Source organism: Eximiradius proteiniborus, assembly GCF_058546985.1.
On sequence record NZ_CM178592.1, the window covers coordinates 1,635,185 to 1,661,157 of the forward strand.

The window sequence follows — 25,973 nt, forward strand, 5'->3', positions numbered from 1 at the left end:
GCTGATGACAATACGAAATCTTTTTAAGAAATTTAGTTTAGCAGAAAAATATACAGTCGCAATATTACTTTTTTACACGTTATTATCGTTTGTATTTTTGTTCTATTCAACAAACTATCTTGCAAATATCGCTCAAAACGCTCTTTTTTTCTTAATTATTCTTGGTGTATCGAGTATCAATCAAAATAATAATTATTTACTTACAATAAGAAAGTTTTATCTGCTGATTTTCGTTTATTTTATTTACAATCAAACAAACACATATATTACATTAATTAACCCAAATCTTTTTGATGAATTATTCATAAAAATCGACCACGCAATCTGCGGCGACAACCCCACACACTTAACACTGAAATTTGCCAATCCATATCTGACCGAGTTTCTTCAATTCTGCTATATGACTTTCTTTTTTATGCCAATCATACACGGAATAGAACTTCATTTCCGAAGAAAAGACACTGAATTCGATTTACTGCTTCGCAACATTCTTTTCGGATTTTACCTTTCATATTTGTTGTATTTTTTTCTTCCGGCGATTGGACCGCGTTTTGTGCTACACGATTTTTCAACTCTTTCTAATGAACTTCCGGGAGTGTTTTTAACTGAGTTTTTCCGTTCGGTTGTCAATACCGGAGGTGGGATAATAAACCCGGCAATTCCGCCGGAAGTGCAGGTGCACCGCGATTGTATGCCCAGCGGACACACTATGATGACGCTGATTAACATTTATTTAGCGTTCAAATTCAGGTCGAAATTGCGTTATGTATTCCTTGTTATCGGCAGCGGACTGATTTTTGCAACTGTATATTTGCGGTATCATTACGTAATTGATGTAATTGCCGGTGCTGTATTCTTCTACGTTTCGTTAAGATTGGAAAAATCTGTTTCAAAAAAAGCCTTATAATATTTCTTTCCGCTTTTATTTTACATCAATAATTTATAATTTAAGAAGTTGTTCTTTCTTTTTTCCCGGAGACAAACAATGAAAGTATATTTCACTTTTTTTCTTGCAATTATTGCAGTTGCATTGATTATTAGTTGCAGCAACCAGAAAGACGATGAAACTGCTGACAAAGCAGAGACGGAGCAATCGGACACCATTTCTATTCACAAATCAGTTTATTACGTTACTTATTCCGGAACTGTAACTGATGACGGTGAAATTTCCGGCGGGAAAAATAATGAAGAATATCACATTTTCACACTGAATTCAGACGAAGAAAATTTTGCTTTTTTGATTTCTAGCGAAAACTATCGCAAATGGACTTCGCAAAATATTATCCCTAACAATTTAACAATCGGAGAAACCTACGCTGCCGAAATTGAGGAAGGCAAGGAAATCCCGACAGACGACAAAAATGTAACATACATCCTGATTTCTAAGCTCAATAGCCTGAAATTATCAAACCAGATGTCTAATCCAGACGTTCAGCAAAATCAACCAAAATAATAAAGAGAAAATTTCAAATAAAAAAGGCTGCCTGTTGCAAAAAGGCAGCCTTTTTCAATTTATTGGATTAATTATTCTTCTGTTGTAATTTCGGGAACTTCAATTTCGCCTTCTTCATCGTCGCTTTCGCTTTGTTCATTTACAAGTGCCATTTCCTGCTCGATTGCGGTTTGCAAATCAACTGGTGCGATAAAGTCCTGAGCTTTTGTTTCGACGGTGCGACGACCGAAGATATTGCCAACCGTTGAATTAACAATCATATCCTGATAGTGCCGCAAGCCTGTTCCAGCCGGAATAAGCTGCCCGATGATAATGTTTTCTTTCAGACCGACTAAATAATCTGTTTTTGCGGCAACAGCGGCATCCGAAAGCACACGTGTAGTTTCCTGGAACGAAGCAGCCGAAAGCCAGCTTTCTGTTGTCAATGCAGCTTGAGTAATACCAAGCAAGATAGGCTCAGAAATAGCAGGTTCAGCAGGACGAAATTCAGCAAGCTCTTTTCCTTTGTTTTTGAGGTCGTTGTTTACATCGCGCACTCTTCGGCGGGAAACAAGTTGTCCTTCGCTGAATTTGCTATCGCCTTTGTTAGTGATGACAACCATATTCTTCAGGTTCTGGTTTTCGTCGAACAGACGTATTTTATCTACATAATCATTTTCGAGGAACGAAGAATCGCCCGAATCAATGATGCGAACTTTTTGTAACATCTGGCGAACAATCACTTCAATATGCTTATCGTTTATTTTAACACCTTGCATACGATAAACTTCCTGAATCTCGTTTACCAGATATTCCTGCACAGCGTTTGCACCTTTGATGCGCAAAATGTCGTGAGGGTTCACAGAGCCTTCTGTAAGGCGATCGCCCGAACGAACGAAATCACCATCCTGCACAAGAATATATTTACCAACCGGAATGCTGAACTCTTTGCGGGTTTGTCCGTCCAAGCTTGTAACAACGAGCGTTTTTTGCCCGCGTTTTTGCTTATCGAACGAAACGATACCATCAATATCGGTAACTATAGCAGGATTTTGCGGGGCGCGAGCCTCGAAAAGTTCAGTAACACGAGGCAAACCACCGGTGATGTCGCGGGTACGTCCGAGGTCGCGAGGAATTTTTGCAAGTGGAGTACCAACGCCGATAAATTCATTGTCATCAACGGTAAGCTGAGCGCGGGAAGGAATATTATATACTTTAAGAATTTTTCCTTCTTCGTCAATGATTTCAATCGAAGGAGATTTTGTTTTGTCGCGGGTATCAATTACAACTTTTGTAATGTGTCCGGTTGTTTCGTCGTTTACTTCGCGATATGTAACGTTCTGAACAAGGTCGCGATAGCGGACACGTCCGGTAAATTCAGTGATAATAGAAGCGTTGTATGGGTCCCACTCATAAATTAATTCGCCTTTCTTCACTCTCTGACCGTCGCGAACTTTAAGTTCCGCACCATAAGTAGTATCGTAGCGAGTGAGCACGCGATTGGAGTCCGGATCGATAATGTTAATTGCACCGCTATGGCTTACAATAATATAAACCGGACCGTCCTCGCCTTCGTAGGAAATATGTTTAATATTTTCAAATTGAACGATACCGTCGAATTTTGCTAAAATGCTTGATTGCGAAGCAATAAGTGCCGCAGTACCACCTGTGTGGAATGTACGCAACGTAAGCTGAGTACCTGGTTCACCGATGGACTGTGATGCAATAGTTCCAACAGCCTCGCCTACATCAACAAGCTTTCCGGTTGCAAGGTTGCGTCCATAGCATTTAGCACAAACACCGTGGCGAGATTCACAAGTGAGCACCGAGCGAATAAGAACGCTTTCCAGAGCGGAGGATTCAATGCGTGGACCGTGTTTTTCTTCGATTAACTCACCTTTTTGGATGAGCAGTTCGTTTGTGATTGGGTCGTAAATATCAACAAGAGCAACTCTACCAAGAATACGTTCGAACAAAGGTTCTTTCACCTCTTCCCCATCTTTGAGTGCAGTCATTTCGACCCCGCGAATAGTGCCGCAATCGTATTCGGAAATAATCACATCTTGTGCAACATCGTGCAAACGACGTGTCAGGTATCCTGCGTCTGCAGTTTTCAACGCTGTATCAGCAAGACCTTTGCGGGCACCGTGAGTAGAGATAAAGTATTCAAGAATTGACAAGCCTTCCTTGAAGTTCGAAATAATCGGGTTTTCGATCAATTCGCCAGTAGAACCGGAAAGCGATTTTTTAGGTTTTGCCATAAGACCGCGCATACCAGCCAGCTGACGAATCTGCTCTTTCGAACCGCGGGCTTGCGAGTCGAGCATCATCCAGAATGTGTTGAATCCTTGCTTGTCTTTAGAAAGTTCAGCTGATAATTTATCTGATACTTTATTTGTAGCGTTAGACCAGGTATCGATAATTTTGTTGTAACGTTCGCCGGAGCTTATCACACCATTGCGATAAGCATTTTCGATACTGTCAATTTTTTGCTGAGCGGCGGAAATAATCACCTGCTTGTCTGCCGGAATTACTACGTCCGCAATGCTAACTGACAGCCCGCCCTGAGTTGAGTAAGAGAAGCCCAAATCTTTGAGATTGTCCAAAAACTCAACTGTTTTTGCAAGACCAGCCTCGCGGAAGCAAATACCGATGATCTGACGCAAACGCTTTTTAGTAAGAAGCTCGTTAATATATCCAAGTTCTTCAGGAACAATTTGATTGAAAAGTATTCTACCTACGGTAGTTTCGAGAAAAGCACCATTATGGCGAACTTTTATTTTTGCGTGGAGATCGACAACTTTCGAATTGTAAGCAATAATCACTTCATCGAATGAGGAGAAAACTTTACTTTCGCCATTAGCACCGGGGCGCATCTTTGTCATATAATAAACGCCGAGCACCATATCCTGCGACGGAACAGCAATTGGGTCGCCGTTTTGAGTGTGCATAATATTATGCGGAGCAAGCATAAGCAACATAGCTTCCAACTGTGCCTCGAAGCTAAGCGGCACGTGAACAGCCATCTGGTCGCCGTCGAAGTCTGCGTTGAACGCCGTACAAACAAGCGGGTGCAGTTGGATTGCTTTTCCTTCGATTAGTCTCGGCTGAAATGCCTGAATACCCAAACGGTGGAGCGTCGGAGCACGGTTGAGCAGTACCGGATGTCCCTGAATTACTTTTTCAAGAATATCCCAAACTTCGTTTGTTTTGCGTTCAACCATTTTTTTGGCACTTTTTACAGTTTTAACGTGTCCGCGTTCGATAAGCTTTCTGATAATAAACGGCTTAAATAGCTCGACTGCCATATCTTTTGGCAAACCGCACTCGTGTATTTTGAGTTCCGGACCAACAACGATAACCGAACGTCCGGAGTAATCGACACGCTTACCAAGCAAGTTCTGGCGAAAACGACCTGTTTTGCCTTTCAACGTATCGGCAAGCGATTTCAACGCACGTTGCGATTCGCTACGCACTGCACGTCGGCTGTTATCGAACAGAGCATCGACTGCTTCCTGAAGCATACGTTTTTCGTTGCGAAGAATTACTTCCGGAGCCTTAATATCTATTAATCGTTTTAAGCGGTTGTTTCTGATAATAACACGACGATACAAATCATTCAAGTCGGAAGTAGCAAATCTGCCACCTTCGAGCGGAACGAGCGGACGCAAATCAGGTGGAGTAACAGGAATAATGTCCAGCACCATCCAGTGTGGTTCGTTTGGCAACTCGTTGTGTGTAGAGCTACGGAAAGCGTCCAATATACGAAGTCTTTTCAGGAGTTCGGCTTTTTTCTGTTGAGAAGTTTCAACTTTTAATTCATCTTTAAGATGTCTGTATAATTTTTCTATATCAACGCGTTTTAATAATTCTTTAATAGCTTCGCCACCAATCAAAGCGATAAATTTATTTGGGTCTTCGTCGTCGAGTTCGTAGTTTTCGCGCCCAAGCTGATCTAAAACATCAAGATATTGCTCTTCTGTGAGTAAGTCTTTGGTTTGCAATCCGGTTTTTCCGGGTTGGATAACTACATACGATTCGTAATAAACAATACGTTCAATATCTTTAGTTGGCATACCAAGAACAGCACTGATTTTGCTTGGGAGAGAACGGAGAAACCAAATATGCACCACAGGAACAGCAAGCATAATGTGTCCCATACGTTCGCGGCGAACAGACTTTTGAGTAACTTCTACACCGCAGCGGTCGCAAACAATTCCTTTGTAGCGAATACGTTTGTATTTGCCACAGGCGCACTCCCAATCGCGAATAGGACCAAAGATTTTTTCACAGAAAAGGCCATCTTTTTCGGGGCGAAACGAACGATAATTAATCGTTTCGGGTTTTGTTACTTCGCCGTGTGAACGATTTAAAATATCGTCGGGCGAAGCAATTTTAATCGAAATTTTTCTAAAACCTTTTCTTGGAATTTGCATTGATTGCATTGGATAAACTCCATTTATTTAATTTTAAATTCTTCATTATTAATTTTTATTCAACATACAAATCAAGACACAAGCCTTGCAACTCACGAACAAGCACGTTAAATGATTCCGGAATGTTCGGGTCGGGCATATTATCGCCTTTGACAATTGCTTCGTAGAGCTTGGCACGTCCCTGAACGTCATCGCTCTTGACAGTGAGCATTTCCTGAAGAGTGTGCGAAGCACCATAAGCTTCCAAAGCCCACACTTCCATTTCTCCAAGACGCTGACCACCGAATTGTGCTTTACCACCAAGTGGCTGCTGAGTAATAAGCGAGTAAGGACCAATAGAACGGGCGTGTATTTTATCTTCAACAAGGTGCGACAGTTTGAGCATATAAATAACTCCGACGGTTACCTTTTCTTCGAATGGTTCGCCACTTCGTCCATCATAAAGAACAGATTTACCATCGCGAGGCAAGCCGGCTTTTTCGAGATAGTCGCCTACTTGTTCCCAAGTTGCACCATCAAAAATCGGAGTTGCAAAATGTATTCCTAATTTCGAGCCTGCCCATCCGAGTGCTGTTTCGTAGAGCTGACCAAGGTTCATACGAGAAGGCACACCGAGCGGGTTCAGCACTATATCAACAGGTGTTCCATCCGGCAAAAATGGCATATCTTCAGGTGGAACAACCTTCGAAACGATACCTTTGTTGCCGTGACGACCAGCCATTTTATCGCCAACCTGAATTTTACGCTTTTTAGCGATATATACTTTAGCCATTTGCAGAATACCGGGTTGCAGTTCGTCGCCGGCAGCCAATTTATTACGTTCAGAGCGGAAGCGAGCCTGCTCGTCGGATCGTTTTTGTTTATAATTTGCAATCAATTTCTTAATCAGTTCATTTTTAGTTTCGTCCGAAACATAATTATCGTCTTCGCTCAGAAGTTCAGGTTTCAGAGTGCCATCGTTATATTTTTCTTTGACGTTGGCAGCAGTCATTTTTGTTCCGGAACGGAAGACAGAAACATTGTTGGTTAATTTCAGCCCGAGCGAAGTCTCACCATCAAGTACTTTTGCTAAGCGTTTGACGCATTCATCGTCTAAACGCTTAATCACATCGCGTTCGAGGCGGTTAAGCTGGTCTGCGCGTTTCTTTTCTTCGGAACGTGCTTCGCGGTCGCCTGTGTGACTACGACGAGTGAACAGTTTGGTATTAATCACAACACCTTTAATGCCAGGTCCGGCTTTGAGCGAAACGTCTTTGACGTCGCCGGCTTTGTCTCCGAAGATAGCACGAAGCAGTTTTTCTTCCGGAGTTGGGTCGGTTTCGCCTTTTGGAGTAATTTTACCAATAAGGATATCGCCTTCTGATACTTTTGCACCAACGCGGATAATACCGTTTTCGTCGAGGTCTTTTGTAGCTTCTTCGCTCACATTCGGGATTTCACGGGTAAATTCTTCTTCTCCGCGTTTTGTGTCGCGCACTTGCAGAGTGAATTCCTCGATATGGACAGAAGTAAATACGTCTTCGGCAACAACTCTTTGAGAAAGGATGATCGCGTCCTCAAAGTTATAACCACGCCAAGGCATAAATGCAACAAGCACGTTTTTGCCAAGTGCAAGTTCGCCGCGATCTGTCGATGCACCATCAGCGATTGGCTGACCTTTGACCACTTTATCGCCTTTCTTGACAATTGGTTTCTGGTTTACGCAGGTATCCTGGTTGGTGCGGAAAAACTTAGTGAGTTTGTATTCAACAAGTTCTTTATTTTCGAAGCTTATAAGTTTTTCTTCTTCGGAGCGAGTATCTTCGTAACGAATAATAATTTTATCGGCAGAAACATATTCAACAACTCCGTTGCCTTCGGCTAAAAGCAAAGTGCGTGAATCTTTTGCGATGCGAGCTTCCATACCTGTTCCAACTATCGGAGCTTCTGTGCGTAGGAGTGGCACAGCCTGACGTTGCATGTTCGAGCCCATAAGAGCACGGTTTGCGTCGTCGTGTTCGAGGAATGGGATAAGCGAAGTTGCAGGAGAAGTGATCTGGTCGGTAGAAACGTCCATATAATCAACTTGCTCAGGAGTAACGAAAACGTAGTCGCCACTTTTACGAGCGCGGATTTTCTCGCCTGCAAGACGTCCGTTTTCATCAACTGCTGTTGATGCCGGAACCAATATCAAACCATCTTCTTTATCTGCTGTTAGATACTCGATTTCATTAGTTACATATCCATTGACAACCTTGCGGTAAGGTGTCATAATAAAGCCAAGTTCATTTATTTTTGCGTGAATAGCAAGCGATGAAATAAGACCGATATTCGGACCTTCAGGAGTTTCGATCGGGCAAAGCCTTCCGTAGTGTGTATAGTGAACGTCGCGAACTTCGAACCCGGCACGTTCGCGGGTAAGTCCACCAGGACCAAGAGCCGATGTTCTGCGCTTGTGAGTGAGCTCTGCAAGCGGATTTGTTTGGTCCATAAACTGGGAAAGCTGATTTGTTCCGAAGAACTGGTTAACGACTGATGTAATTGTTCGGGCATTAACAAGTTCGGACGGAGTAAGATTTTCGCCATCGTGAATGCTTAAACGTTCACGAATTGTGCGAGCCATACGAGCAAGCCCAACGTTAAACTGTGCCTGAAGTTGCTCACCAACGGAGCGAACGCGGCGGTTGCCTAAGTGGTCAATATCGTCGCCGGTGTGTTTAGATTCGTGAAGTTTTATTAAATGCTTGATTATCGCAACAATATCTTCTGTTGTAAGAACAGTAACATCTGTTGGGATATTAAGCCCGATTTTTTCATTCATACGAACTCTGCCGACAACTCCAAGATCGTATCTTTTCGAATTGAAGAAGAGTTTTTCGAGCAATCCGGCAGCTGTTTCAATATCCGGCGGGTCGCTGGAACGCATCTGACGATAAATTGCTTCGAGAGCTTCTTCGCGGTTGCGAGTAGTATCTTTGGCAATTGTTCTTGCAATTATTGGCTCGTCGATTGGGTCTGAGTAAGAGAAAAATCTCAAAGGAGTAATTGTAGTTGCTTTGAACTGAGCGAAAAGTTCATCAGTCAAAATCATATCGCGGGTTGCGATAATTTCGCCGGTGTTCAAATCAACCACATCGGAGGCAATTCTTTTGCCAATGTATGATTCATCTAAATCTTCAGGATTGACATCAATTACAAGTTCAAACAGGTCTAAAATTTCTTTGTCCGAAGAGAAACCGAGAGCACGCAACAAAGTAGTAACAGGGAATTTTTTCTTGCGGTCAATATAAGCATACATAATTTCGTGAATATCTGTAGTAAATTCAATCCACGAGCCACGGAACGGAATAACGCGTGCAGAATAAATTCGCACACCATTTGGGTGCATAGCATCATCGAAGAATACACCGGGCGAGCGATGAATCTGACTAACGATAACGCGTTCAGCACCATTGATGATAAAGGTGCCACGGTTTGTCATAGCAGGAATATTGCCTAAATACACTTCCTGCTCGATAGCCTCGATATAGTCTTCGGAATCCTTGTCGGCTTTGCTCGAGAGACGAAGTTTAGCTTTCAACGGTTTTGCAAAAGTAAGTTCGCGTTCGCGGCATTCATCTTCTGTGTATTTGGGTTTATCAATCGAATATTCAAGGAATTCGAGCTGGTAGATTGAGGAAGCATCTTCAATAGGAAAATTATTATTGAAAGCTTGTTGCAATCCAATATTACGACGTTTTTTCGGTGGGACGTTTTCTTGCAGAAATTCTTCGTATGATTGTAGCTGGACACCAAGCAAGTCGGGATAGAGAGGTGCCCATTTCGTACGCGAGAAGTTCACTCGCTTACGAAGTCGCACAATATCTTCCGAACTGTCCAGCAGGAAGATATTGCTGGTATCGCTTGTTTTATAATTAACCGGGAGAGCAGATTCAAAATCTTCGCCGATTATTTCCTGAAATTCATTGTTCTCCACAGTAAGCCTCCTCAGAAATTAAATTCATTATAAAAAATAGGACTTTTTGATGTTCCTCATTGCCTAAGCATAAAATGAACATCAAAAAATCCTACTAACAACAGATATTTTCATTTTGATATTTTTATTGTACAATTCTTTTAAAATATAATTAACAAATTGTGGGAAACACTCCCTCCCCACTAATTATTATTACCGAAGATTGATCACTGCTCCCACTTCTTCAAATTTCTTTTTAATATCCTGAGCTTCAACCAAACTCAGACAACTTGTAACAACCACAGGAGCAGAATCTATCATATCTTTTGCTTCTTTAAGACTTTTTTTAGTAAGTTTACGAATAATCTCAATAACTTGAATTTTATTAATTCCAGGATCTACAAGTTCAATATAAACACCCATTTTAATTGCCTGGTAGAGTTAAATAAAGTTCAACAGGGGAGAAACGAAATTCTCCCCTGCCGAAAAGAAAAACTACTTAAGAGTAACTTTTGCGCCTGCTTCTTCAAGTTTCTTTTTGATGTCGTTAGCTTCGTCTTTGTTGCAACCTTCTTTAACGATTTTAGGAGCACCTTCAACTAAGTCTTTAGCTTCTTTCAAGCCGAGACCGGTGATTTCGCGAACAGCTTTGATAACGTTAATTTTGTTACCACCGACATCAGTAAGTTCTACATCGAAGTCAGTTTTTTCTTCAGCTGCAGCTTCGGCAGCAGGAGCGCCAGGCACAGCACCAGCCATCATAACAGGAGCAGCTGCGGTAACGCCGAATTTTTCTTCTAAAGCTTTTTTGAGTTCAGCAGCTTCAACTAATGTGAGATTGGAAATCTCTTCAACTAATTTTTCTACTTTTTCAGACATTTTATTAAACTCCAAAAATTATTCAAAAAAAATTAAGCGGCATTTTGTTTTTTTGCGACTTCTTCGATAAGCGAAGCCACATCACGCATAACAGCGTTGATAGAGCCGACAATGCCGGAAATCGGCGAGTTGAGACTGCCAAGAATACCTGCAACCAATTCTGCGCGGGATGGCAGCGAAGCAACGAGTTTCAAGTCTTTTCCGTCGAAGTACTGACCTTCGATGAAAGCGGCTTTGAGCTCGAGTTTTTGCTCTTTTTCGTAGAAATCTTTGATGATTTTTGCCGGAGCGACAGCATCGTCGTAAGCTAATATCATAGCTGTCTGACCGAAGAGGCGTCGTTCGGGAAGCTCATACCCACCAACTTGCGCAAGCGCACGCAGAATTAACGTGTTTTTCGCAACTTTGAAGGTAGAGTTTTTCGATTTAAATTCACGGCGAATTTTATTAATTTCTTCGACAGTGATTTTAGTAAAATCTACGAAATAAATCCCTTTAGCAGACTGCAGTTTCTCGACTAAATCCTCAACTATACTTTGTTTTTTTTCGCGAGTAATCATAAACCTCTGTCCGTTTTTTGATTTATTTTAACGTTGCTTTCGGGAACAATCGCCAAAGAGGCGAAGGAGAAGCATCCCGAACGCAGCGAGTGCGTAATAGACTTAAAATTTAAAATTTATCAAACGATTGGTCGTTGATTGCAACGCCCGGTCCCATAGTAGAGCTGAAATAAACGCTTTTTACGTATTTACCTTTAGCAGTAGCAGGTTTAGCACGCATAATGCTTTGGTAGAAGGCATTAACGTTTTCAGCAAGTTTTTCAGGTGGGAAGGAGCATTTGCCAACAGCCGCGTGAATATTACCGGTTTTATCGACACGGAATTCGATTTTACCGGCTTTCAGTTCAGCAACAGTTTTAGCAACATCAAAAGTAACTGTACCGACTTTTGGGTTTGGCATCAAACCACGCGGACCGAGAATACGACCAAGCTTACCGACTTCTCCCATAACATCAGGAGTAGCAACAACGACGTCAATATCAGCCCAACCGCCTTTAATTTTTTCGATGTATTCTTCCAATCCGGCGTAGTCTGCTCCTGCGTCCAAAGCTTCTTTATCTTTTGGAGGTTTGCAGAGAACAAGTACTTTAACTGTTTTACCAGTGCCGTGGGGAAGAGATACAGTCCCGCGAACCATTTGGTCTGCTTTACGTGGGTCGACGCCTAATCTCATAGAGATTTCAAAGGATTCGTCGAACTTCGCGGTGGCATTTTTTTTGACGATTTCAATAGCTTCGCCTACGTTATAGAGTTTGTCTCTATCGAAGCTACTGACAAGTTTCCTGTACCTTTTTCCTCTTTGTCTCATTTCAATCTCGTAATTAATTATTCAACAACATTGATGCCCATACTTCTTGCAGTTCCTTTGATCATACTAATAGCTGATTCGATGGAAGTGCAATTGAGGTCATCCATTTTAATTTTAGCAATTTCTTCGCATTGAGCGACAGTAACTTTGCCGACTTTTGTTTTGTTTGGCTCGGCTGAACCTTTCTGCAAACCTGCTGCTTTCAGAAGCAGAACAGGTGCCGGAGGCGACTTAATGATAAAAGTGAAGCTTTTATCAGTATAGTAAGTAACAACCACTGGCAATATTGTTCCCTGCTGTTTTGCGGTTTTGGCATTGAATTGCTTAACAAATTCCATACCTGCCAAGCCTCTCTGACCAAACGCCGGACCAACAGGTGGAGCCATAGTTGCTTCGCCTGCTTTGAGTTGGAGTTTGAATGTTCCTGCTACTTTCTTAGCCATTTTACTTTTACTGAATGTGAAAAATACGTTTATTTATTCTCAATTTCGACTTGGCTGAAGTCAAGTTCCACCGGAGTTTTACGCCCAAGGATACCGACTTCAACTTTCATCTTTTGCTTTTCGTAATTAATTTCTTTGATTGTTCCGCTGAATGTGTTGAATGGTCCATCTATTACCCGGACAGGGTCGCCAATTTCGAATTGTGTAACAACAGTTTCTATATCTTTTCTTTCTTCGACGCGTCCCAAAATTCTTTTGATTTCGTCTGGTTGCAATGCCTGAGGTTCGTTTTTGCGACCGACAAAAGCAACAACAGAAGGCAGTGATTGGATTATTTCGCGTGTCTTTTTATCTAAGATTGCTCTAACAATAATATAGCCGGGCAAAAAGTTTTTCCGGCGGGAGCGACGCTTGCCGCCACGCACTTCATAGACTGTTTCTTCGGGAATTACAACCTCGAAAATTTTATCCTTCAGGTTCAGACGCTTCACTTCGGCTTCAATATTTTGCTTTACGCGAAGTTCGTGACCGGTGAAAGTACGCAAGGCATACCAACGAGCTTCAGTAGCGGAGCGTTCGTCGTCCGACAATTTTTGAGGTGGCTCGACATATTCATCTCTCTTACGTTCCAAAACTGAGAAATCAAGATCGTCGGCACCGCTGCCCGCAACCTCTTCACCAAGCTTTTCGATATTTTCGTATGTATCGTCGATATTCATATCGCTCTAATTCTATTGTATTTAATTAAAAAATTGCTTTCATAATTGCCGTCAAAGCCTGGTCGACAATTAAAATGAAAACTGTTATAACCAAAGTAACGCCGATAACAACTTTGGTTGATTCCTTCAATTGTTCTTTTGTAGGCCAAGACACTTTTTTCATCTCGGCAACAACTTCGTTTACGAATTTTTTAATTTTAGCAACCATAACACATTCTCATTTACAAATAAAAAAATCTCGGCAAACTCTATCGCTTGCCTTAAATTTAAGAGCACGGGTGGTAGGACTCGAACCCACAGCCAACGGTTTTGGAGACCGCTACTCTACCAATTGAGCTACACCCGTATTTCAAAGTTCCTACAGTAGAGCTGATGACCGGGATTGAACCGGTGACCTCATCCTTACCAAGGATGTGCTCTACCAACTGAGCTACATCAGCAGTTGCTTTGCCCGAGCGGGAAACGGGATTCGAACCCGCGGCCCTCAGCTTGGGAAGCTGATGCTCTACCAGCTGAGCTATTCCCGCATCTACGACAAAAAAAGCGGCTTTACTAATTCCACCAGAATTATTTTGTTTTTCGCCGCTATCTCTTCGAGCTGAGCGGGAGACGAGACTCGAACCCGCGACCCTCAGCTTGGAAGGCTGATGCTCTACCAACTGAGCTACTCCCGCATAATTTGTTTTCATAGTGGGCAGGGAAGGATTCGAACCTCCGTAGGGCGGAGCCCAGCAGATTTACAGTCTGCCCCGGTTGACCACTTCGGTACCTGCCCGAACGATTTAGGAATACAAAAATACACACTTTTTTTTTATTTGCAAAACTTTTTTTACTTTTTTTCTGTTTTTTTTACTTTTTTTCTGTTTTTACGTGTTGGATATTTTTAATTCTACGTTTTCATTCTTCATCAATTGCTTGACTTTATTTTCAGATTCATTATCTGAACACTTCATAAACGAGCAAATTAGACACATCTAAACATCTAAAATAAGCACGGCTAAATTTCGTCACTCTGTTAAGTTCTAAAATTTAGCAATTTTATGTATTTCTTAATCTTATTGAGTGCACTTTTGTTTATGGCGAATAACAACGAAACTGCTAATATTTCAGTCCATTCTATGCACCACACTGTTGCAAGTGGTGAAAGCACCTGGATTGCTATTGGAATTGAGCCTAAAAAAGGGTGGCACACATACTGGGCAAATCCCGGCGACGCAGGGCTTGCAACAACTGTTGAGTGGAATTTACCTAAAGGCGTCTCCATCACAGACACAATCTGGCAAATCCCCGAAATTATCGAAACTGATGGTATTGTTTCTTATGGTTTTCACCGCAAGCACTATATTTTTTACAAAATTTCAATTTCTGATAATCCTGAAATACAGAATTTCGAAATTCCTGCAACTGTCAAATGGCTCGCTTGCAAAGAAAAGTGCCTGCCGGGAAAAGATTCAGTTAAAATTCATCTGTTTTCTGGAACGCAAAGCGAAATAAACAAAAATTTTTCTGACATTTTTGGCAATATTCCTATAAGAATCAACAAGCCATTGCAAGCATCAATCGAAGAAAATTGCATACGAATAACACTGAGTGATGATTTGAATTTATCCGAAAAAGCAAGATTTATCCCATATTTGGAAGGAATAACCGACAATTCAGCAACTCAATACATTCAGGAGCGGTCGCTCGTTGTCCCGCTCGATGCTTTTCACACAGAAATTCCGAAAAAACTCAAAGCCCTGATACTTGACAACGAAAAAGCCTACGAAGTTTTAGTAATTTTTTAATAAAAGGAGGATTTATGAATTCATTTTTTGGAATATTGGCAATGATTGCTTTTAGCTTTGCTCTGACAAATCTGATTGCACAAAACAAAGCTGAAATCGACAAGCCTGCCCCGGACTTCGAACTAACCGACGTTAACGACACAAAACATAAACTTTCGGACTTTCACGGTAAATTTGTCGTGCTCGAATGGATAAATTTTGATTGCCCGTTTGTAAAAAAGCACTACGACAGCGAAAATATGCAAAAATTGCAGGAAAAATACACTTCGCAAGGCGTTGTATGGCTTGCAATCTGTTCATCAGCGCCCGGCAAAGAAGGTAATTTGTCCAAAGACGAAATCAAGAAACGTGCTGCAACCTACAAAGCCAAATTCACAGCATATTTGATTGATGAAAGTGGCGATATTGGGCGTATGTATTCAGCTAAAACAACTCCACATATGTATATTATCGACCCGCAAGGCAAGCTGATTTATGCCGGGGCAATCGACAGTATTCGCTCAACAGACAAAGCAGACATCGACAAGGCAGAAAATTATATCTCGAAAGCTCTCAACGAAGCTTTGGCTGGAAAATCAGTTTCGACTAAGGTAACCCAACCCTACGGTTGTTCTGTAAAATACTAAATCCAGCATTTATTGTTGTAGAGACACAGCATTCCGTAGAGACACAGCATGCTGTGTCTCTACATTCGATTTTTCCCATACACGGTTTTGTAGAGACGCAATGCTTTGCGTCTCTACGTTGGATTTTTTAATTCACGTATTTTATAAAAACGAAATTTGTAGATGCACAATGCATTGTGCCTCTACGTCTTTTTCCCATTCCCGATTTATCGTAGAGACATAGCTTGCTATGTCTCTACATTCGATTTTTTCCATACACGGGTTTTGTAGAGACGCAATGCTTTGCGTCTCTACGTTGGATTTTTTAATTCACGATTTTTACAAAAACGAAATTTGTAGAGGCACAATGCATTGTGCCTCTACGTTTTTTTCCCATTCCCGATTTATCGTAGAGACATAGCTTGCTATGTCTCTACATTCGATTTTTTCCATACACGGTTTTGTAGAGACGCAATGCTTTGCGTCTCTACAAACAAAGCTTTGCGTCTCTACTTTTTTATAATTCAACACACGAAAAAAAATTTCTCAAAATGTTTTTGCAAATTCTTAATTTTGTTTTTTAAATATAAATTTAGGTTGATAAAATGAAAATTGGCGTTATTGGGCTTGGATATGTTGGGTTGCCACTTGCAGCAGCAATTCAGAAAAAAACTGATTATAACGTAGTCGGATTTGATCTTTCGGCAACAAAAATTGAAAAAATAAAGAAGAAAATTTGCCCAATAGACGACCATCAATGCGAACAAGATTTAAAAGAAATCGAGTTGCAGGTATCGTCAAGCGACGAAATTCTTGCTGGATGCAATATTTTTATTATCTGCGTGCCAACTCCTGTTCTCGATGACTACACTCCCGACCTGCAACCTGTGAAAAATGCAGTTACAACAGTTTCAAAACATCTGAAAAAAGGCAATTACGTTGTAATTGAATCAACTATTAATCCTGGTGTCTGCGACGAAGTGGTTATCCCAATACTCGAAGAAGCAACGAATTTGAAAGCAGGACGCGATTTCGATGTTGCACATTGTCCGGAACGCATAAATCCGGGCGACCCACACTGGAATGTTTACAATATTCCGCGAAATATTGGTTCGACACGCTCCGAAGCAACACGATTCCTTGCTGATTTTTACCGCAAGTTCATCGATGCAGAAATCAACGAAATGCCAGACCTTAAAAGCACAGAAGCCACGAAAATTATTGAAAATACGTTTCGGGATATTAATATCGCATTCGTCAATGAACTTGCAAAATCGTTCGATGTGCTTGGTATTGATATACTTACTGTGATTAAAGGTGCGTCGAACAAGCCATTTGCGTTTATGCCACACTATCCGGGATGTGGTGTTGGCGGGCATTGCATACCGGTAGACCCATATTATTTGATTGAAAGAGCAAGCAAAAGCGGTTTCGACCATAAGTTTCTGAAAATTGCCCGTGAAATCAACAACTCAATGCCGGCTTATACAATTGAATTGCTTGTGAATGCTCTCAACGAATATGCTAAGCCTATCAAAAACACGCCAATTGGTCTTCTTGGTCTATCCTACAAAGCAAATGTCGGCGATTTGCGCGAAAGTCCGGCACTTAAAATATTGCAGATTTTAAAGCAGAAAGGTGCTGAATTACTTGTGTTCGACCCATATTTCCCCGAAATGAGCAATTCAGGCAGTCTCGGCGAAATCCTCGAAAAATCCTATGCAATTGTAATTGCAACTGACCACCGTGAATTCAGAACAATTAATTCCGAAGTTCTCAAAAAACACAATGTAAAAATTGTCATTGACGGAAAAAATTGCTTAAATAAAGAAGAAATACGGGCAAATGGTATTTATTACAAAGGAATCGGACGATAATGAGAGCAGTTGTGCAAAAAGTGAGCGACGCAGAAGTTGTAATTGACGGAAAATCGAACGGGAAAATTGGTCGCGGCATTTGCGTTTTCGTTGCGATGAAAGAAAGCGATAGCGATAAAACTATCGAGTGGATGACGCAGAAAATATTAAATCTACGCATTTTCCCCGACAACGACGGCAAAATGAACTTATCGGTTTCGGATATTGGTGGCGAAATATTGATTATTTCCAACTTTACGCTTTATGGTGATTGCCGGAAAGGAACGCGCCCGAGCTATACTGATTCTGCTCCGCCTTCTGTGGCTGAACCTTTATACGAAAAATTTGTCGGGCACTTCCGTTCATCGACTCACCTGAAAGTCGAAACCGGAATCTTTGGGGCTATGATGGATGTGCGTCTGCAAAATGATGGTCCTGTAACACTAATTATCGACAGGGATTAGCGTATGGGGAATTTAATATTAATTGGTGTGGTCGGCAATTACTTTGGTTACAAAGGCGAGTTTAATTTTATTCTTGAATATAAGAAAATTGAAGCAATCCCAGACGGATTTAAGGTGAAAATCGGTTATTCGGCAAACTTTTCCGATGAATATACAATTGAACACTTCCATAAAAAAAATAACCGAGCCATAGCAAAGCTAACAGAAATAAACGATAAAGAAGGAATTGAGAAACTTCGCAACAAAGGCATTTTTGCCGATGAAGAAGAAATCAAAAAATATAACTCCAATTTTGTTTCGAGCAACTCAATTGTTGGATGCAAGGTAATTGATATTGAAAACGGCAACGAATTAGGAGAAATTATTGAAATCTGGGAATTGCCTGCAAACGATGTTTGGCTTGTCAGCACCAACTTTGGAGAATTGCCTTTGCCGGTAATAGATGATGTTATTGTTGAAACTGATTTTGAAAATAAAATTGTAAAAATAAATGTAATAGATGGACTTTTGGATCTGACACACAATCGAGGTGCAGTTGATGAGGATTGATATTATATCGGCTGTCCCGGAATTGATGACTTCCTACCTCCAAGGCAGTATTCTAAAAATCGCACAAGAAAAGAAGCTCGTATCAATACACTTGCATAATTTACACGATTACGCACTTGACCGATTCCGGCATATAGACGACACACCTTATGGTGGAGGCGCTGGAATGATAATCAAATGCCAACCGATATTCGATTGCATCGAGAAGCTTCAGAGCGAGCGTTCGTATGACGATATCATCTATGTGTGTGCTGATGGATACCCGCTTACGCAATCAGTATGCAATGAATTATCCCTGAAGCAAAATATTATTATTCTCGCCGGGCACTACAAAGGAATAGACCAGAGAGTGCGGGACTATTTCGTTACCCGCGAAATCTCGATTGGTGATTATGTGCTAAGCGGAGGAGAATTGCCCGCATTGGTGCTAACCGATGCGATAGTTCGCCTGATACCGGGAGTAATCGGCAATGCTGAATCCGCATTAGAGGATTCTTTTCAGAACGGCTTGCTCGAACCGCCACAGTATACCAAACCTTCTGAATTTCGGGGAATGCGAGTGCCGGATGTTTTGCTCTCGGGCAACCACGAAAGCATACGACAGTGGCGCGAGCAACAAGCATTGGAAAAAACACGTATTCGTCGTCCCGATTTGCTTGGAGAAGCGTAATCATAATAGTTTTTTTTCTTACAATTTATTTCTCTCTTAATTGTTATAATATTATATTTTTTATGTCTGCGATTTCTATGAATAATAATCATACAAATTTGTTTGATAAATATAAGGATTTTGCCACTAAACTCGTTGTTTGCAATGATTTGCGTTGTTTGTTCGGCACAGTCGAAAAACTTGTCAATGAGATTTGTGATTATGAATATATGGTGCTTTATTACTATACTGCACATTCAGACAGATTATTCGCCGTAACAACGAAAGGGCTCACCAAAGAAGAAAGATTTTTTGCACAGAAATCAGCAATGCAACGCTCGCCGGGGCGTTGCCTGCGAACCAAACAAATTATCTATATCAAAGAAGCTGACAGCGAAGCCTACGACCTCCAAAACAAGTTTGTGAAACCAACATTGCTAAATTCCCGGCTATACATTCCGTTGATTAACAACGGTCAGGTGCTCGGAGTTTATTCGCTCGCAAGCGTCAAAATAGATAACTTTTCTGAAGAAGTAATAAATGCAATTTCGTTTATTACAAACATTGCTGCCGTTATATACAAAAAAATCATTGAAACCCGCGACCTTGAAAGGATGAACAAACGTCTCGAAGAAATAAACCGAAACTTCCTCTCTCAAAAACTGCAATCCATTGGTCAGCTTGCCGCTGGTATAGCCCACGAAATTAATACACCACTGCAATATATTAATGACAATCTCGACTTTTTGGAACACTCCTACGAAGCTTTATCAAACTTCGCTTCAAGCATTTACGAATTGATTGGCGACTGGGGAGTGGACAATTGGAACGATGCCCGAAAAATTATTAAGAAGAATATTAAAGAAACAGACATTGATTTTTTCTTTTCGGAAATTCCAGGAGCAATCAGCCAATCGCAGGAAGGCATTTTAAAAATCAGTAAGATTATTAATACGATAAAGAATTTCTCTCAGGTAGGTGTGCGGGAGAAATCATTTCTCAATATTAATCGCACACTCGAAGATATTGTGCTCATTACACGAAACGAATGGAAAAAAGTTGCTGATGTGCATCTTTCTCTGCATAGCGAATTGCCTGTTATTTATTGCTATGCCGACGAAGTCAATCAAGTATTGCTGCAATTTTTGCTAAATTCTATTGATGCAATTAAAGAAAAAATGCAGATTGATAACAATTACACTTTTGGCAAAATTGAAATCTCGACTTGCTTTGGCGATAGAGAAATTGCTGTTCAGTTCGTCGATGATGGAATTGGAATACAAGAAAGGCACTTAGATAAAATATTCGACCCGTTTTTCACAACCAAACCCCCCGGCAAAGGAACAGGTCAGGGACTTGCAATTGCACACAATGTAATTTGCAGCAAGCTTGGTGGTGATATTTTTGTCTCATCAAATTATTTGAAAGGAACAGAATTTATTATTAAATTGCCATACGATTAATATTTTCTTTTTAGCATAGTTATGGCAAATGTATTGTTTGTAGACGACGAAGAGTTTATTCTGCTTGGATTGAAGCGGCTCATAAAAAGTGCCTCCGATGTTATTAACGCCGAATTTACAACATCAGGCAAAGAAGCACTCCAAAAAATTGCAGATAAAAATTTTGATATTATCATCACTGATTTATATATGCCCGAAATTGACGGGCTGAAACTTCTGGAATTTGCAAGAGAAGCCCAACCTAACGCTATCAGAATAATGATGACGGGATTTGTGAATTCTGACTTAGAAAACATCAAACAAGAATTTGCTCACATAATTCTTGCAAAACCTGTAAATTACAAAATGTTGCTGGATACTATTAACGACTGCCTATCCAAAAAAGAAGAATTATTGCAGCAATGAACAAAAAAATTCTCTTCGTTGATGATGAAATAAACGTTCTGCACGGCTACAGGCGAAATCTGCGAAGTCTGTTCGATGTCCACATTGCCAATAGTGGCAGCGAGGCTCTAAAAATCATATCCGAACAGGGCGATTTTGCCGTTATTATCTCCGACTACCGTATGCCCGAAATGGACGGAATTGAACTGCTCCACAAAGTAAAAGAAATTTCTCCCGACACAATAAGAATTATCCTCACCGGATTTGCCGATATGCAAATCGCAATCGAAGCTATTAACGAAGGCAATATTTTCCGTTTCCTTACAAAACCTTTGCCAACAGATAAGCTCATAAATTCTATAAATGATGCACTCGAACAATACAGACTTATCACAACAGAAAAAGAACTGACGCGAAAGCTCCAGGACGCCTACGACACAATAAAAAAAGACTTAGAAACTGCTGCCGAATTGCAACGCGAGTTTCTTCCCCAAAACAACGTTACCTACGGCGATTGCCGGTTTAATTGGATATTTGTTCCAAGTGTGTTTGTCTCGGGCGACACTTTCAACTTTTTCCCTATAAGCAAAAGATATATTGCGTTCTATATAGTCGATGTAGCCGGGCACGGGCTACCGGCTGCATTTTTGTCGGTTTCGCTTTCCCGTTCATTAAGTCAGGACATAGGAAAAAAACTATTGCTCGATGAGAAAACAGGCAATTACGTTATGCCATCGCTTGTTATAAAATCACTCAACGAACTTTTTCTCTCACGTGGCAAGAACGCCGAGTATTTTACTATGCTCTATGGCGTTATCGATTTAATCGAAGATAAAATAATATTCTCGCAGGCGGGACACCCCAACCCATTTTTGATTAAAGCCGGTGGCAAAGCCGAAATGATTGCTTCCCGCGGTTTTCCTGTCGGAATTTTGCCCGAAGCTGAATACTACGACCAGATCATTCCATTCGAAAGCGGCGATAAATTCATCATTTATACAGACGGGATAACCGAATGCGCCGGCGTAAAAAATAAACTGCTTATTCAAAATAAGCTTGTAGATTTCCTGAATAATCACTCAAACAACAATTCCGAAATTATGCTTCGCTCGATTGTTCCCGAACTCAAGGTCTGGACAAACGGCGAAGAATTCTACGACGACCTTACAATGCTGATAATCGAAAGAAAGCTGTTTTAGACACGCTTAAAGCTTTTGTCCAGCTCGTGCAAACTAATTTCCAGAACAACCGGACGCCCGTGCGGGCAAACATACGGCATATTGCACTGCATCAGATTGCGCGCAAGATTTAGCATTTCGTCCGGCGAAAGCTTCTGCCCTGTTTTCACTGCTGAACGACAAGCGTAGCTTGCAGCAAGACTGTCCCGCTTTGTGCTGTGCTTAATTTGCAGCAACTTCACATATTCACTCAGAATTTCGGAGAAGCCCGAAATTGCCTCGCTCTCTGAAATATCAAGCGGAACGCCCATTATTTCTATTTTGCCATCAGGATATAAATTAAAATCGAAGCCAAGTTTTCTCAATTCCTGCTCAATTTCTCTTGCAATTGCTATTTGCGACGGTTCAATTGCAGAGCTTATCGGAAAAAGCAACACCTGCATATTTGAAAAATCTGAGTTCATTGCCCGCAAAGCCTTTTCATACAGAATACGCTCGTGGGCATTATGCTGGTCTATGATAAACACACCAGACGGGCTTTGCATTAAAATATATTTGTTGTGAATTTGCAGAAATTGGACATCGTCGCTAATTTCTATTCTATCTTTTGGAGGCTGAAAATCACTTTTGGGAGCAACATCGAAAAGCAAATCAAAAGCACTTCTGCTACTTTGCCCGGTAGTTCCAAAACTACGGTCAATCGGGGCGTGCCAGTTGGAAGTCTGCTTAAATGCAAAACTGCGGTCAATCACCTCGCCAGTGCTTCTATTGACAAGAATATTTTCTTTAGAACTCTCCGGCACTTCGAACCGGAAAAAAGGGCTTTTTTCGGATTTATCAACCTTGTGAACAGATGTAAAGTTATATTTTGCAAGCACTTCCGTAACTGCACGATGAAGAGCAGAAAAAATAAGCTTCTCATCGTCGAATTTCACTTCGTGTTTTTGAGGATGAATGTTTATATCTACTTTTCGCGGGTCAATCTCAATATTGATAACGTAAAACGGCTTGTAGTTCTTTTCGAGTTGGTGCTCGAAAGGTGCAAATATAGCATAATTCAGGTTTTTACTAACAACCGGGCGTTGGTTTACAAACAAATGCTGGTAATTTCCTGTTGGGCGGGCAGCTGCCGGCTTGCCGATAAATCCCCTTATTGAAACTAAATCGGTGGAGAAATCCACTTTGACGACTTCACTGGCAATATTTTCACCAAAGACGTTCTTTATTCGCTCTTCCTGACTCGATGGATGCAAATCATAAACCAAATTATCGGAATCATAATAAACTAATCTCTTATCGTAATGAATTACAGCAAATCTTGTTACTGTCTCAGTAATATAGCGATATTCAGTTATGTCTGATTTGAGAAATTTTTTCCGGGCAGGCACATTAAAAAACAAGTTTCGCACAAAAACCTGCGTGCCATTGTCGCAATTGATAGGCGAAATCTGAAATGGCTGATTGGGTTCAGATTTCAGCGACCAACCGTGTTCATCTTGTGCCCTTTTGGTGCGTATTTCCATAGAAGCAACAGCAGAAATAGAAGCAAGAGCCTCGCCGCGAAAACCATAGGTCTGAATTTTCTCTAAATCTTCCTGCGTCAGTATCTTGCTTGTGGAATGCCTCAAAGGTGCAAGTTCCAAATCTTCGCGGCTCATACCTTTGCCATTATCCAGAACGTGAATCAGAGTTTTGCCCGAACCTTTCACAACAATACCGATAGAAGTAGCACCTGCATCGAGTGAATTTTCAACTAATTCCTTGACCACCGATTCCGGACGCTGAACAACTTCACCTGCCGCAATCTGGTTTGCAATGTATTCAGGTAATATCTTTATTTGATTGTTATGTTCCATAAAATAGAAGACGATGGAACGCTAATTAGATTTATTTCCGCAATTTTGCGGCAGTTTAACAATAAAAGTGGAACCGCTACCGGGCTTGCTGTTGATTTCGATTTGCCCGCAGTGTGCCTCGACAGCACGACTAACAATAGACATTCCCAGCCCGTAGCCGGAAATTTGTCCGACATTTGAAGCACGGTAGAAAGATTGGGTAAGCAAGTGTTGCTCTTCTTCTGGAATGCCTATCCCATAGTCTGTAACGATGAATTCAATCATCTGTTCGTTGCAATTAACTGTAAAATCTATCACTTTGCTGTTTGGTGAATACTTGATAGCATTTGAAAGAAGGTTATTTAAGGCAAACGAAACCAGTTGGTCGTCCACTATAGCATTTTTGCAATTACCATTTATGTTAAAATTAATTTTATGCGAAAAGCCTGAATTGAATTCAGCATTCTTAATTAAGTTCGAGCAAAGTTGTTCTAAATTGCACTCTTTTGGATTAAATTGGAAATTTCCGCTATCGATACGCCCGAGGACAAGCAGATTTTCCATCAGGTTTGTCATCTTTTGGATTGTTTCCTTGATACGTTCGATTTGCTTCTGTCGTTCTTCGGGATGAATTTTGTCATAATATTTCCCGAGCATATCAGCCGAGAGCATAATGGTAGTCAGAGGAGTGCGAAATTCGTGAGAAACCATAGAAATAAACTGTGTGCGAAGCTTATTCAAATCTTGCTGTTTAGCAAGCGCTGCCTGCATCTCACGTTCAGCATTAATTCTGTCGGTTACGTCCAGCGTAATGAAAACGCTCCAAATATCGTCGGGCAACTGAAGCTGCTCGCAGGAAAGCAGAATATGGCGTTCCACCCCTTCAAGATTAATCGTAATCTGTTTGTTTACAAATGACTTATTGTTTTCGATTGCGTCATAAATATTTGCCATTAGCTCGCTATTTTTAAATTCTGAGAACACGTCAAGAGGTTGCCCAATTGCACGGTCGCGATTAACTCCAAAAAATTCAGTGCACTTAATGTTTGTATCAACAAATATTTTTTTCTTGTTGGAAATAATGAAAATTGGCACAGGGCTCGAATGGAAAATTTTTGAAAAACGTGTTTCGCTTTTGAGCAATTCTTCCTGCGAACGATACAGCTGAGTTAGATCTTCGGAAATACCTAAAAAATAGCGCGGTTCGCCTTTGCTATTTTTGATGAGAATTTTTTTCGTTAGCAATACTTTTAATTTGTTATTTTTTGTAAGGCACATTTCTTCGACAGTTTGAGTAGAGATGTTGCTGCGGACAAGCTCAATATCTTTTGAGTGGTAATATTCAGCATACTTTGGATGAAATAGTTCGAAGACTGTTTTTCCAATCATCTCATCAGGTGAAAATTCAATAATATCTATAGCACTTTTATTAACATACAGATATTTCATTGTAGCAGTGTCTTTTACATAAATCAGGCTTGGAATATTTTCGAGAATAGTTTGCATAAAGATATGGTGTTCGCGCAACATACCTTCTTCTTTCAGAATTGCAGTGATTTCCCGTTCCAACGCAGATGTTTTTTCGTCTTCGTTTAATTGGTCTGAAAGCAAAATATTCCTCGAATGTTCGTATTTCAGGAGTTTATCGATTTCGCGGGCAAAATGGTCTATGTGTGAGTAATGAAACACAAGCGAAATGCCTTTTTTTATAAGAAGTGAAGCATCAAATTCAGTAATCTCATCGGAAATAACAACTATCGGAGCATTTATATTTTGCCTGTATTCAGCGACCTCATCTGCATAGCTTGCATATTCAAGAAGTATCACAGCAACATCAATTGAGTGCTGATGCTTGCGGCTATTATATTCAAAAATATCTTTGAAAATAAAATATTCCACAAGGAACCCCCAATCTTTCAGGTTCTTTGTTAATTTTCCGATTAATTGTGTGTTTATTTCACAAAAGAAGCCAACATTGATATTTTTTTCCAT

22 protein-coding genes and 5 tRNA genes are annotated in these 25,973 nt (G+C 40.8%); 11 read left to right on the forward strand and 16 right to left on the reverse strand.

Annotated features, from left to right (window positions below; genetic code table 11):
* Positions 1-97: 97 nt before the first annotated feature.
* Positions 98-907 carry a phosphatase PAP2 family protein gene (locus ACY2LT_RS06730; protein WP_491814713.1) on the forward strand — a complete coding sequence of 270 codons (810 nt, stop codon included), beginning with the start codon at positions 98-100 and terminating at the stop codon, positions 905-907.
* A gap of 78 nt (positions 908-985) precedes the next feature.
* A complete protein-coding gene (locus ACY2LT_RS06735; protein WP_491814715.1) occupies positions 986-1,453 on the forward strand; it encodes a hypothetical protein in 468 nt (155 codons plus the stop codon).
* Positions 1,454-1,524: 71 nt separating this feature from the next.
* Here ACY2LT_RS06735 and rpoC read toward each other — a convergent pair whose 3' ends face one another.
* The 14 genes from rpoC to ACY2LT_RS06805 form a co-directional block, all read right to left on the reverse strand.
* Positions 1,525-5,877, reverse strand: a complete 4,353-nt coding sequence (rpoC, locus tag ACY2LT_RS06740; RefSeq protein ID WP_491814716.1) for a DNA-directed RNA polymerase subunit beta' — start codon at positions 5,875-5,877, stop codon at positions 1,525-1,527.
* A gap of 46 nt (positions 5,878-5,923) precedes the next feature.
* Complete coding sequence (gene rpoB / locus ACY2LT_RS06745) at positions 5,924-9,706, reverse strand: DNA-directed RNA polymerase subunit beta (protein WP_491816786.1); 3,783 nt, start codon at positions 9,704-9,706, stop codon at positions 5,924-5,926.
* A 309-nt stretch (positions 9,707-10,015) separates the two neighbouring features.
* A complete protein-coding gene (locus ACY2LT_RS06750; protein WP_491814717.1) occupies positions 10,016-10,225 on the reverse strand; it encodes a ribosomal protein L7/L12 in 210 nt (69 codons plus the stop codon).
* Positions 10,226-10,297: 72 nt separating this feature from the next.
* Positions 10,298-10,681, reverse strand: a complete 384-nt coding sequence (rplL, locus tag ACY2LT_RS06755; RefSeq protein ID WP_491814718.1) for a 50S ribosomal protein L7/L12 — start codon at positions 10,679-10,681, stop codon at positions 10,298-10,300.
* 32 nt (positions 10,682-10,713) lie between these two features.
* Positions 10,714-11,241, reverse strand: a complete 528-nt coding sequence (gene rplJ / locus ACY2LT_RS06760; RefSeq protein WP_491814720.1) for a 50S ribosomal protein L10 — start codon at positions 11,239-11,241, stop codon at positions 10,714-10,716.
* A 109-nt stretch (positions 11,242-11,350) separates the two neighbouring features.
* Complete coding sequence (gene rplA, locus ACY2LT_RS06765; RefSeq protein WP_491814722.1) at positions 11,351-12,049, reverse strand: 50S ribosomal protein L1; 699 nt, start codon at positions 12,047-12,049, stop codon at positions 11,351-11,353.
* Between the two features lie 17 nt (positions 12,050-12,066).
* Complete coding sequence (gene rplK, locus ACY2LT_RS06770; RefSeq protein WP_491814723.1) at positions 12,067-12,492, reverse strand: 50S ribosomal protein L11; 426 nt, start codon at positions 12,490-12,492, stop codon at positions 12,067-12,069.
* Between the two features lie 29 nt (positions 12,493-12,521).
* Positions 12,522-13,211 (reverse strand): transcription termination/antitermination protein NusG, encoded by a 690-nt coding sequence (gene nusG / locus ACY2LT_RS06775; protein WP_491814725.1) that lies wholly within the window; start codon positions 13,209-13,211, stop codon positions 12,522-12,524.
* A 25-nt stretch (positions 13,212-13,236) separates the two neighbouring features.
* Complete coding sequence (gene secE, locus ACY2LT_RS06780) at positions 13,237-13,419, reverse strand: preprotein translocase subunit SecE (protein WP_491814726.1); 183 nt, start codon at positions 13,417-13,419, stop codon at positions 13,237-13,239.
* Positions 13,420-13,484: 65 nt separating this feature from the next.
* Positions 13,485-13,557 (reverse strand) — tRNA-Trp (locus ACY2LT_RS06785).
* A gap of 21 nt (positions 13,558-13,578) precedes the next feature.
* Positions 13,579-13,651 (reverse strand) — tRNA-Thr (locus ACY2LT_RS06790).
* A gap of 14 nt (positions 13,652-13,665) precedes the next feature.
* Positions 13,666-13,738 (reverse strand) — tRNA-Gly (locus tag ACY2LT_RS06795).
* Positions 13,739-13,812: 74 nt separating this feature from the next.
* Positions 13,813-13,885, reverse strand: a tRNA-Gly gene (locus ACY2LT_RS06800).
* Between the two features lie 17 nt (positions 13,886-13,902).
* Positions 13,903-13,986, reverse strand: a tRNA-Tyr gene (locus tag ACY2LT_RS06805).
* A gap of 301 nt (positions 13,987-14,287) precedes the next feature.
* Here ACY2LT_RS06805 and ACY2LT_RS06810 point away from each other — a divergent pair.
* The 9 genes from ACY2LT_RS06810 to ACY2LT_RS06850 all read left to right on the forward strand — a co-directional run bounded on the left by ACY2LT_RS06810 (position 14,288) and on the right by ACY2LT_RS06850 (position 22,167).
* Entirely contained in the window at positions 14,288-14,998 is a 711-nt protein-coding gene (locus tag ACY2LT_RS06810; RefSeq protein ID WP_491814727.1) for a protein-disulfide reductase DsbD domain-containing protein, read from the forward strand.
* A gap of 14 nt (positions 14,999-15,012) precedes the next feature.
* On the forward strand, positions 15,013-15,624 hold the full coding sequence (locus ACY2LT_RS06815) for a thioredoxin family protein (protein WP_491814729.1): 612 nt from the start codon (positions 15,013-15,015) through the stop codon (positions 15,622-15,624).
* 584 nt (positions 15,625-16,208) lie between these two features.
* The gene (locus tag ACY2LT_RS06820; RefSeq protein WP_491814730.1) at positions 16,209-17,480 is read left to right on the forward strand and encodes a nucleotide sugar dehydrogenase; all 1,272 of its coding nucleotides are present in this window, start codon (positions 16,209-16,211) and stop codon (positions 17,478-17,480) included.
* Positions 17,480-17,923: a D-aminoacyl-tRNA deacylase gene (gene dtd, locus ACY2LT_RS06825; RefSeq protein WP_491814731.1), complete on the forward strand. Its 444-nt coding sequence runs from the start codon at positions 17,480-17,482 to the stop codon at positions 17,921-17,923. The genes ACY2LT_RS06820 and dtd overlap by 1 nt, the downstream gene beginning before the upstream one ends.
* Positions 17,924-17,926: 3 nt before the next feature.
* Positions 17,927-18,472, forward strand: coding sequence for a ribosome maturation factor RimM (gene rimM / locus ACY2LT_RS06830; protein ID WP_491814733.1), 546 nt, complete (start codon positions 17,927-17,929; stop codon positions 18,470-18,472).
* On the forward strand, positions 18,462-19,142 hold the full coding sequence (trmD, locus tag ACY2LT_RS06835; protein ID WP_491814734.1) for a tRNA (guanosine(37)-N1)-methyltransferase TrmD: 681 nt from the start codon (positions 18,462-18,464) through the stop codon (positions 19,140-19,142). Before rimM ends, trmD begins: the two co-directional genes overlap by 11 nt.
* 77 nt (positions 19,143-19,219) lie before the next feature.
* Entirely contained in the window at positions 19,220-20,584 is a 1,365-nt protein-coding gene (locus tag ACY2LT_RS06840) for an ATP-binding protein (protein ID WP_491814735.1), read from the forward strand.
* A 21-nt stretch (positions 20,585-20,605) separates the two neighbouring features.
* Entirely contained in the window at positions 20,606-20,989 is a 384-nt protein-coding gene (locus ACY2LT_RS06845) for a response regulator (protein WP_491814737.1), read from the forward strand.
* Positions 20,986-22,167, forward strand: coding sequence for a PP2C family protein-serine/threonine phosphatase (locus ACY2LT_RS06850; RefSeq protein WP_491814738.1), 1,182 nt, complete (start codon positions 20,986-20,988; stop codon positions 22,165-22,167). The genes ACY2LT_RS06845 and ACY2LT_RS06850 overlap by 4 nt, the downstream gene beginning before the upstream one ends.
* Here ACY2LT_RS06850 and mutL read toward each other — a convergent pair.
* Together mutL and ACY2LT_RS06860 are read right to left on the reverse strand one after the other, a co-directional pair.
* Positions 22,164-24,002, reverse strand: coding sequence for a DNA mismatch repair endonuclease MutL (mutL, locus tag ACY2LT_RS06855; RefSeq protein WP_491814739.1), 1,839 nt, complete (start codon positions 24,000-24,002; stop codon positions 22,164-22,166). The genes ACY2LT_RS06850 and mutL overlap by 4 nt on opposite strands.
* 21 nt (positions 24,003-24,023) lie before the next feature.
* Positions 24,024-25,973 (reverse strand): sensor histidine kinase, encoded by a 1,950-nt coding sequence (locus ACY2LT_RS06860; RefSeq protein WP_491814741.1) that lies wholly within the window; start codon positions 25,971-25,973, stop codon positions 24,024-24,026.

What these genes read in the sequence shown, in the direction of transcription:
- ACY2LT_RS06735 (WP_491814715.1), top strand. Translation starts at nt 986, where the DNA reads ATGAAAGTATATTTCACTTTTTTTCTTGCAATTATTGCAGTTGCATTG.
- rpoC (WP_491814716.1), bottom strand. Translation starts at nt 5,877, where the DNA reads ATGCAATCAATGCAAATTCCAAGAAAAGGTTTTAGAAAAATTTCGATT.
- ACY2LT_RS06750 (WP_491814717.1), bottom strand. Translation starts at nt 10,225, where the DNA reads ATGGGTGTTTATATTGAACTTGTAGATCCTGGAATTAATAAAATTCAA.
- rplL (WP_491814718.1), bottom strand. Translation starts at nt 10,681, where the DNA reads ATGTCTGAAAAAGTAGAAAAATTAGTTGAAGAGATTTCCAATCTCACA.
- rplJ (WP_491814720.1), bottom strand. Translation starts at nt 11,241, where the DNA reads ATGATTACTCGCGAAAAAAAACAAAGTATAGTTGAGGATTTAGTCGAG.
- rplA (WP_491814722.1), bottom strand. Translation starts at nt 12,049, where the DNA reads ATGAGACAAAGAGGAAAAAGGTACAGGAAACTTGTCAGTAGCTTCGAT.
- rplK (WP_491814723.1), bottom strand. Translation starts at nt 12,492, where the DNA reads ATGGCTAAGAAAGTAGCAGGAACATTCAAACTCCAACTCAAAGCAGGC.
- nusG (WP_491814725.1), bottom strand. Translation starts at nt 13,211, where the DNA reads ATGAATATCGACGATACATACGAAAATATCGAAAAGCTTGGTGAAGAG.
- secE (WP_491814726.1), bottom strand. Translation starts at nt 13,419, where the DNA reads ATGGTTGCTAAAATTAAAAAATTCGTAAACGAAGTTGTTGCCGAGATG.
- ACY2LT_RS06810 (WP_491814727.1), top strand. Translation starts at nt 14,288, where the DNA reads ATGGCGAATAACAACGAAACTGCTAATATTTCAGTCCATTCTATGCAC.
- ACY2LT_RS06815 (WP_491814729.1), top strand. Translation starts at nt 15,013, where the DNA reads ATGAATTCATTTTTTGGAATATTGGCAATGATTGCTTTTAGCTTTGCT.
- ACY2LT_RS06820 (WP_491814730.1), top strand. Translation starts at nt 16,209, where the DNA reads ATGAAAATTGGCGTTATTGGGCTTGGATATGTTGGGTTGCCACTTGCA.
- dtd (WP_491814731.1), top strand. Translation starts at nt 17,480, where the DNA reads ATGAGAGCAGTTGTGCAAAAAGTGAGCGACGCAGAAGTTGTAATTGAC.
- rimM (WP_491814733.1), top strand. Translation starts at nt 17,927, where the DNA reads ATGGGGAATTTAATATTAATTGGTGTGGTCGGCAATTACTTTGGTTAC.
- trmD (WP_491814734.1), top strand. Translation starts at nt 18,462, where the DNA reads ATGAGGATTGATATTATATCGGCTGTCCCGGAATTGATGACTTCCTAC.
- ACY2LT_RS06840 (WP_491814735.1), top strand. Translation starts at nt 19,220, where the DNA reads ATGAATAATAATCATACAAATTTGTTTGATAAATATAAGGATTTTGCC.
- ACY2LT_RS06845 (WP_491814737.1), top strand. Translation starts at nt 20,606, where the DNA reads ATGGCAAATGTATTGTTTGTAGACGACGAAGAGTTTATTCTGCTTGGA.
- ACY2LT_RS06850 (WP_491814738.1), top strand. Translation starts at nt 20,986, where the DNA reads ATGAACAAAAAAATTCTCTTCGTTGATGATGAAATAAACGTTCTGCAC.
- mutL (WP_491814739.1), bottom strand. Translation starts at nt 24,002, where the DNA reads ATGGAACATAACAATCAAATAAAGATATTACCTGAATACATTGCAAAC.
- ACY2LT_RS06860 (WP_491814741.1), bottom strand. Translation starts at nt 25,973, where the DNA reads ATGGAAAAAAATATCAATGTTGGCTTCTTTTGTGAAATAAACACACAA.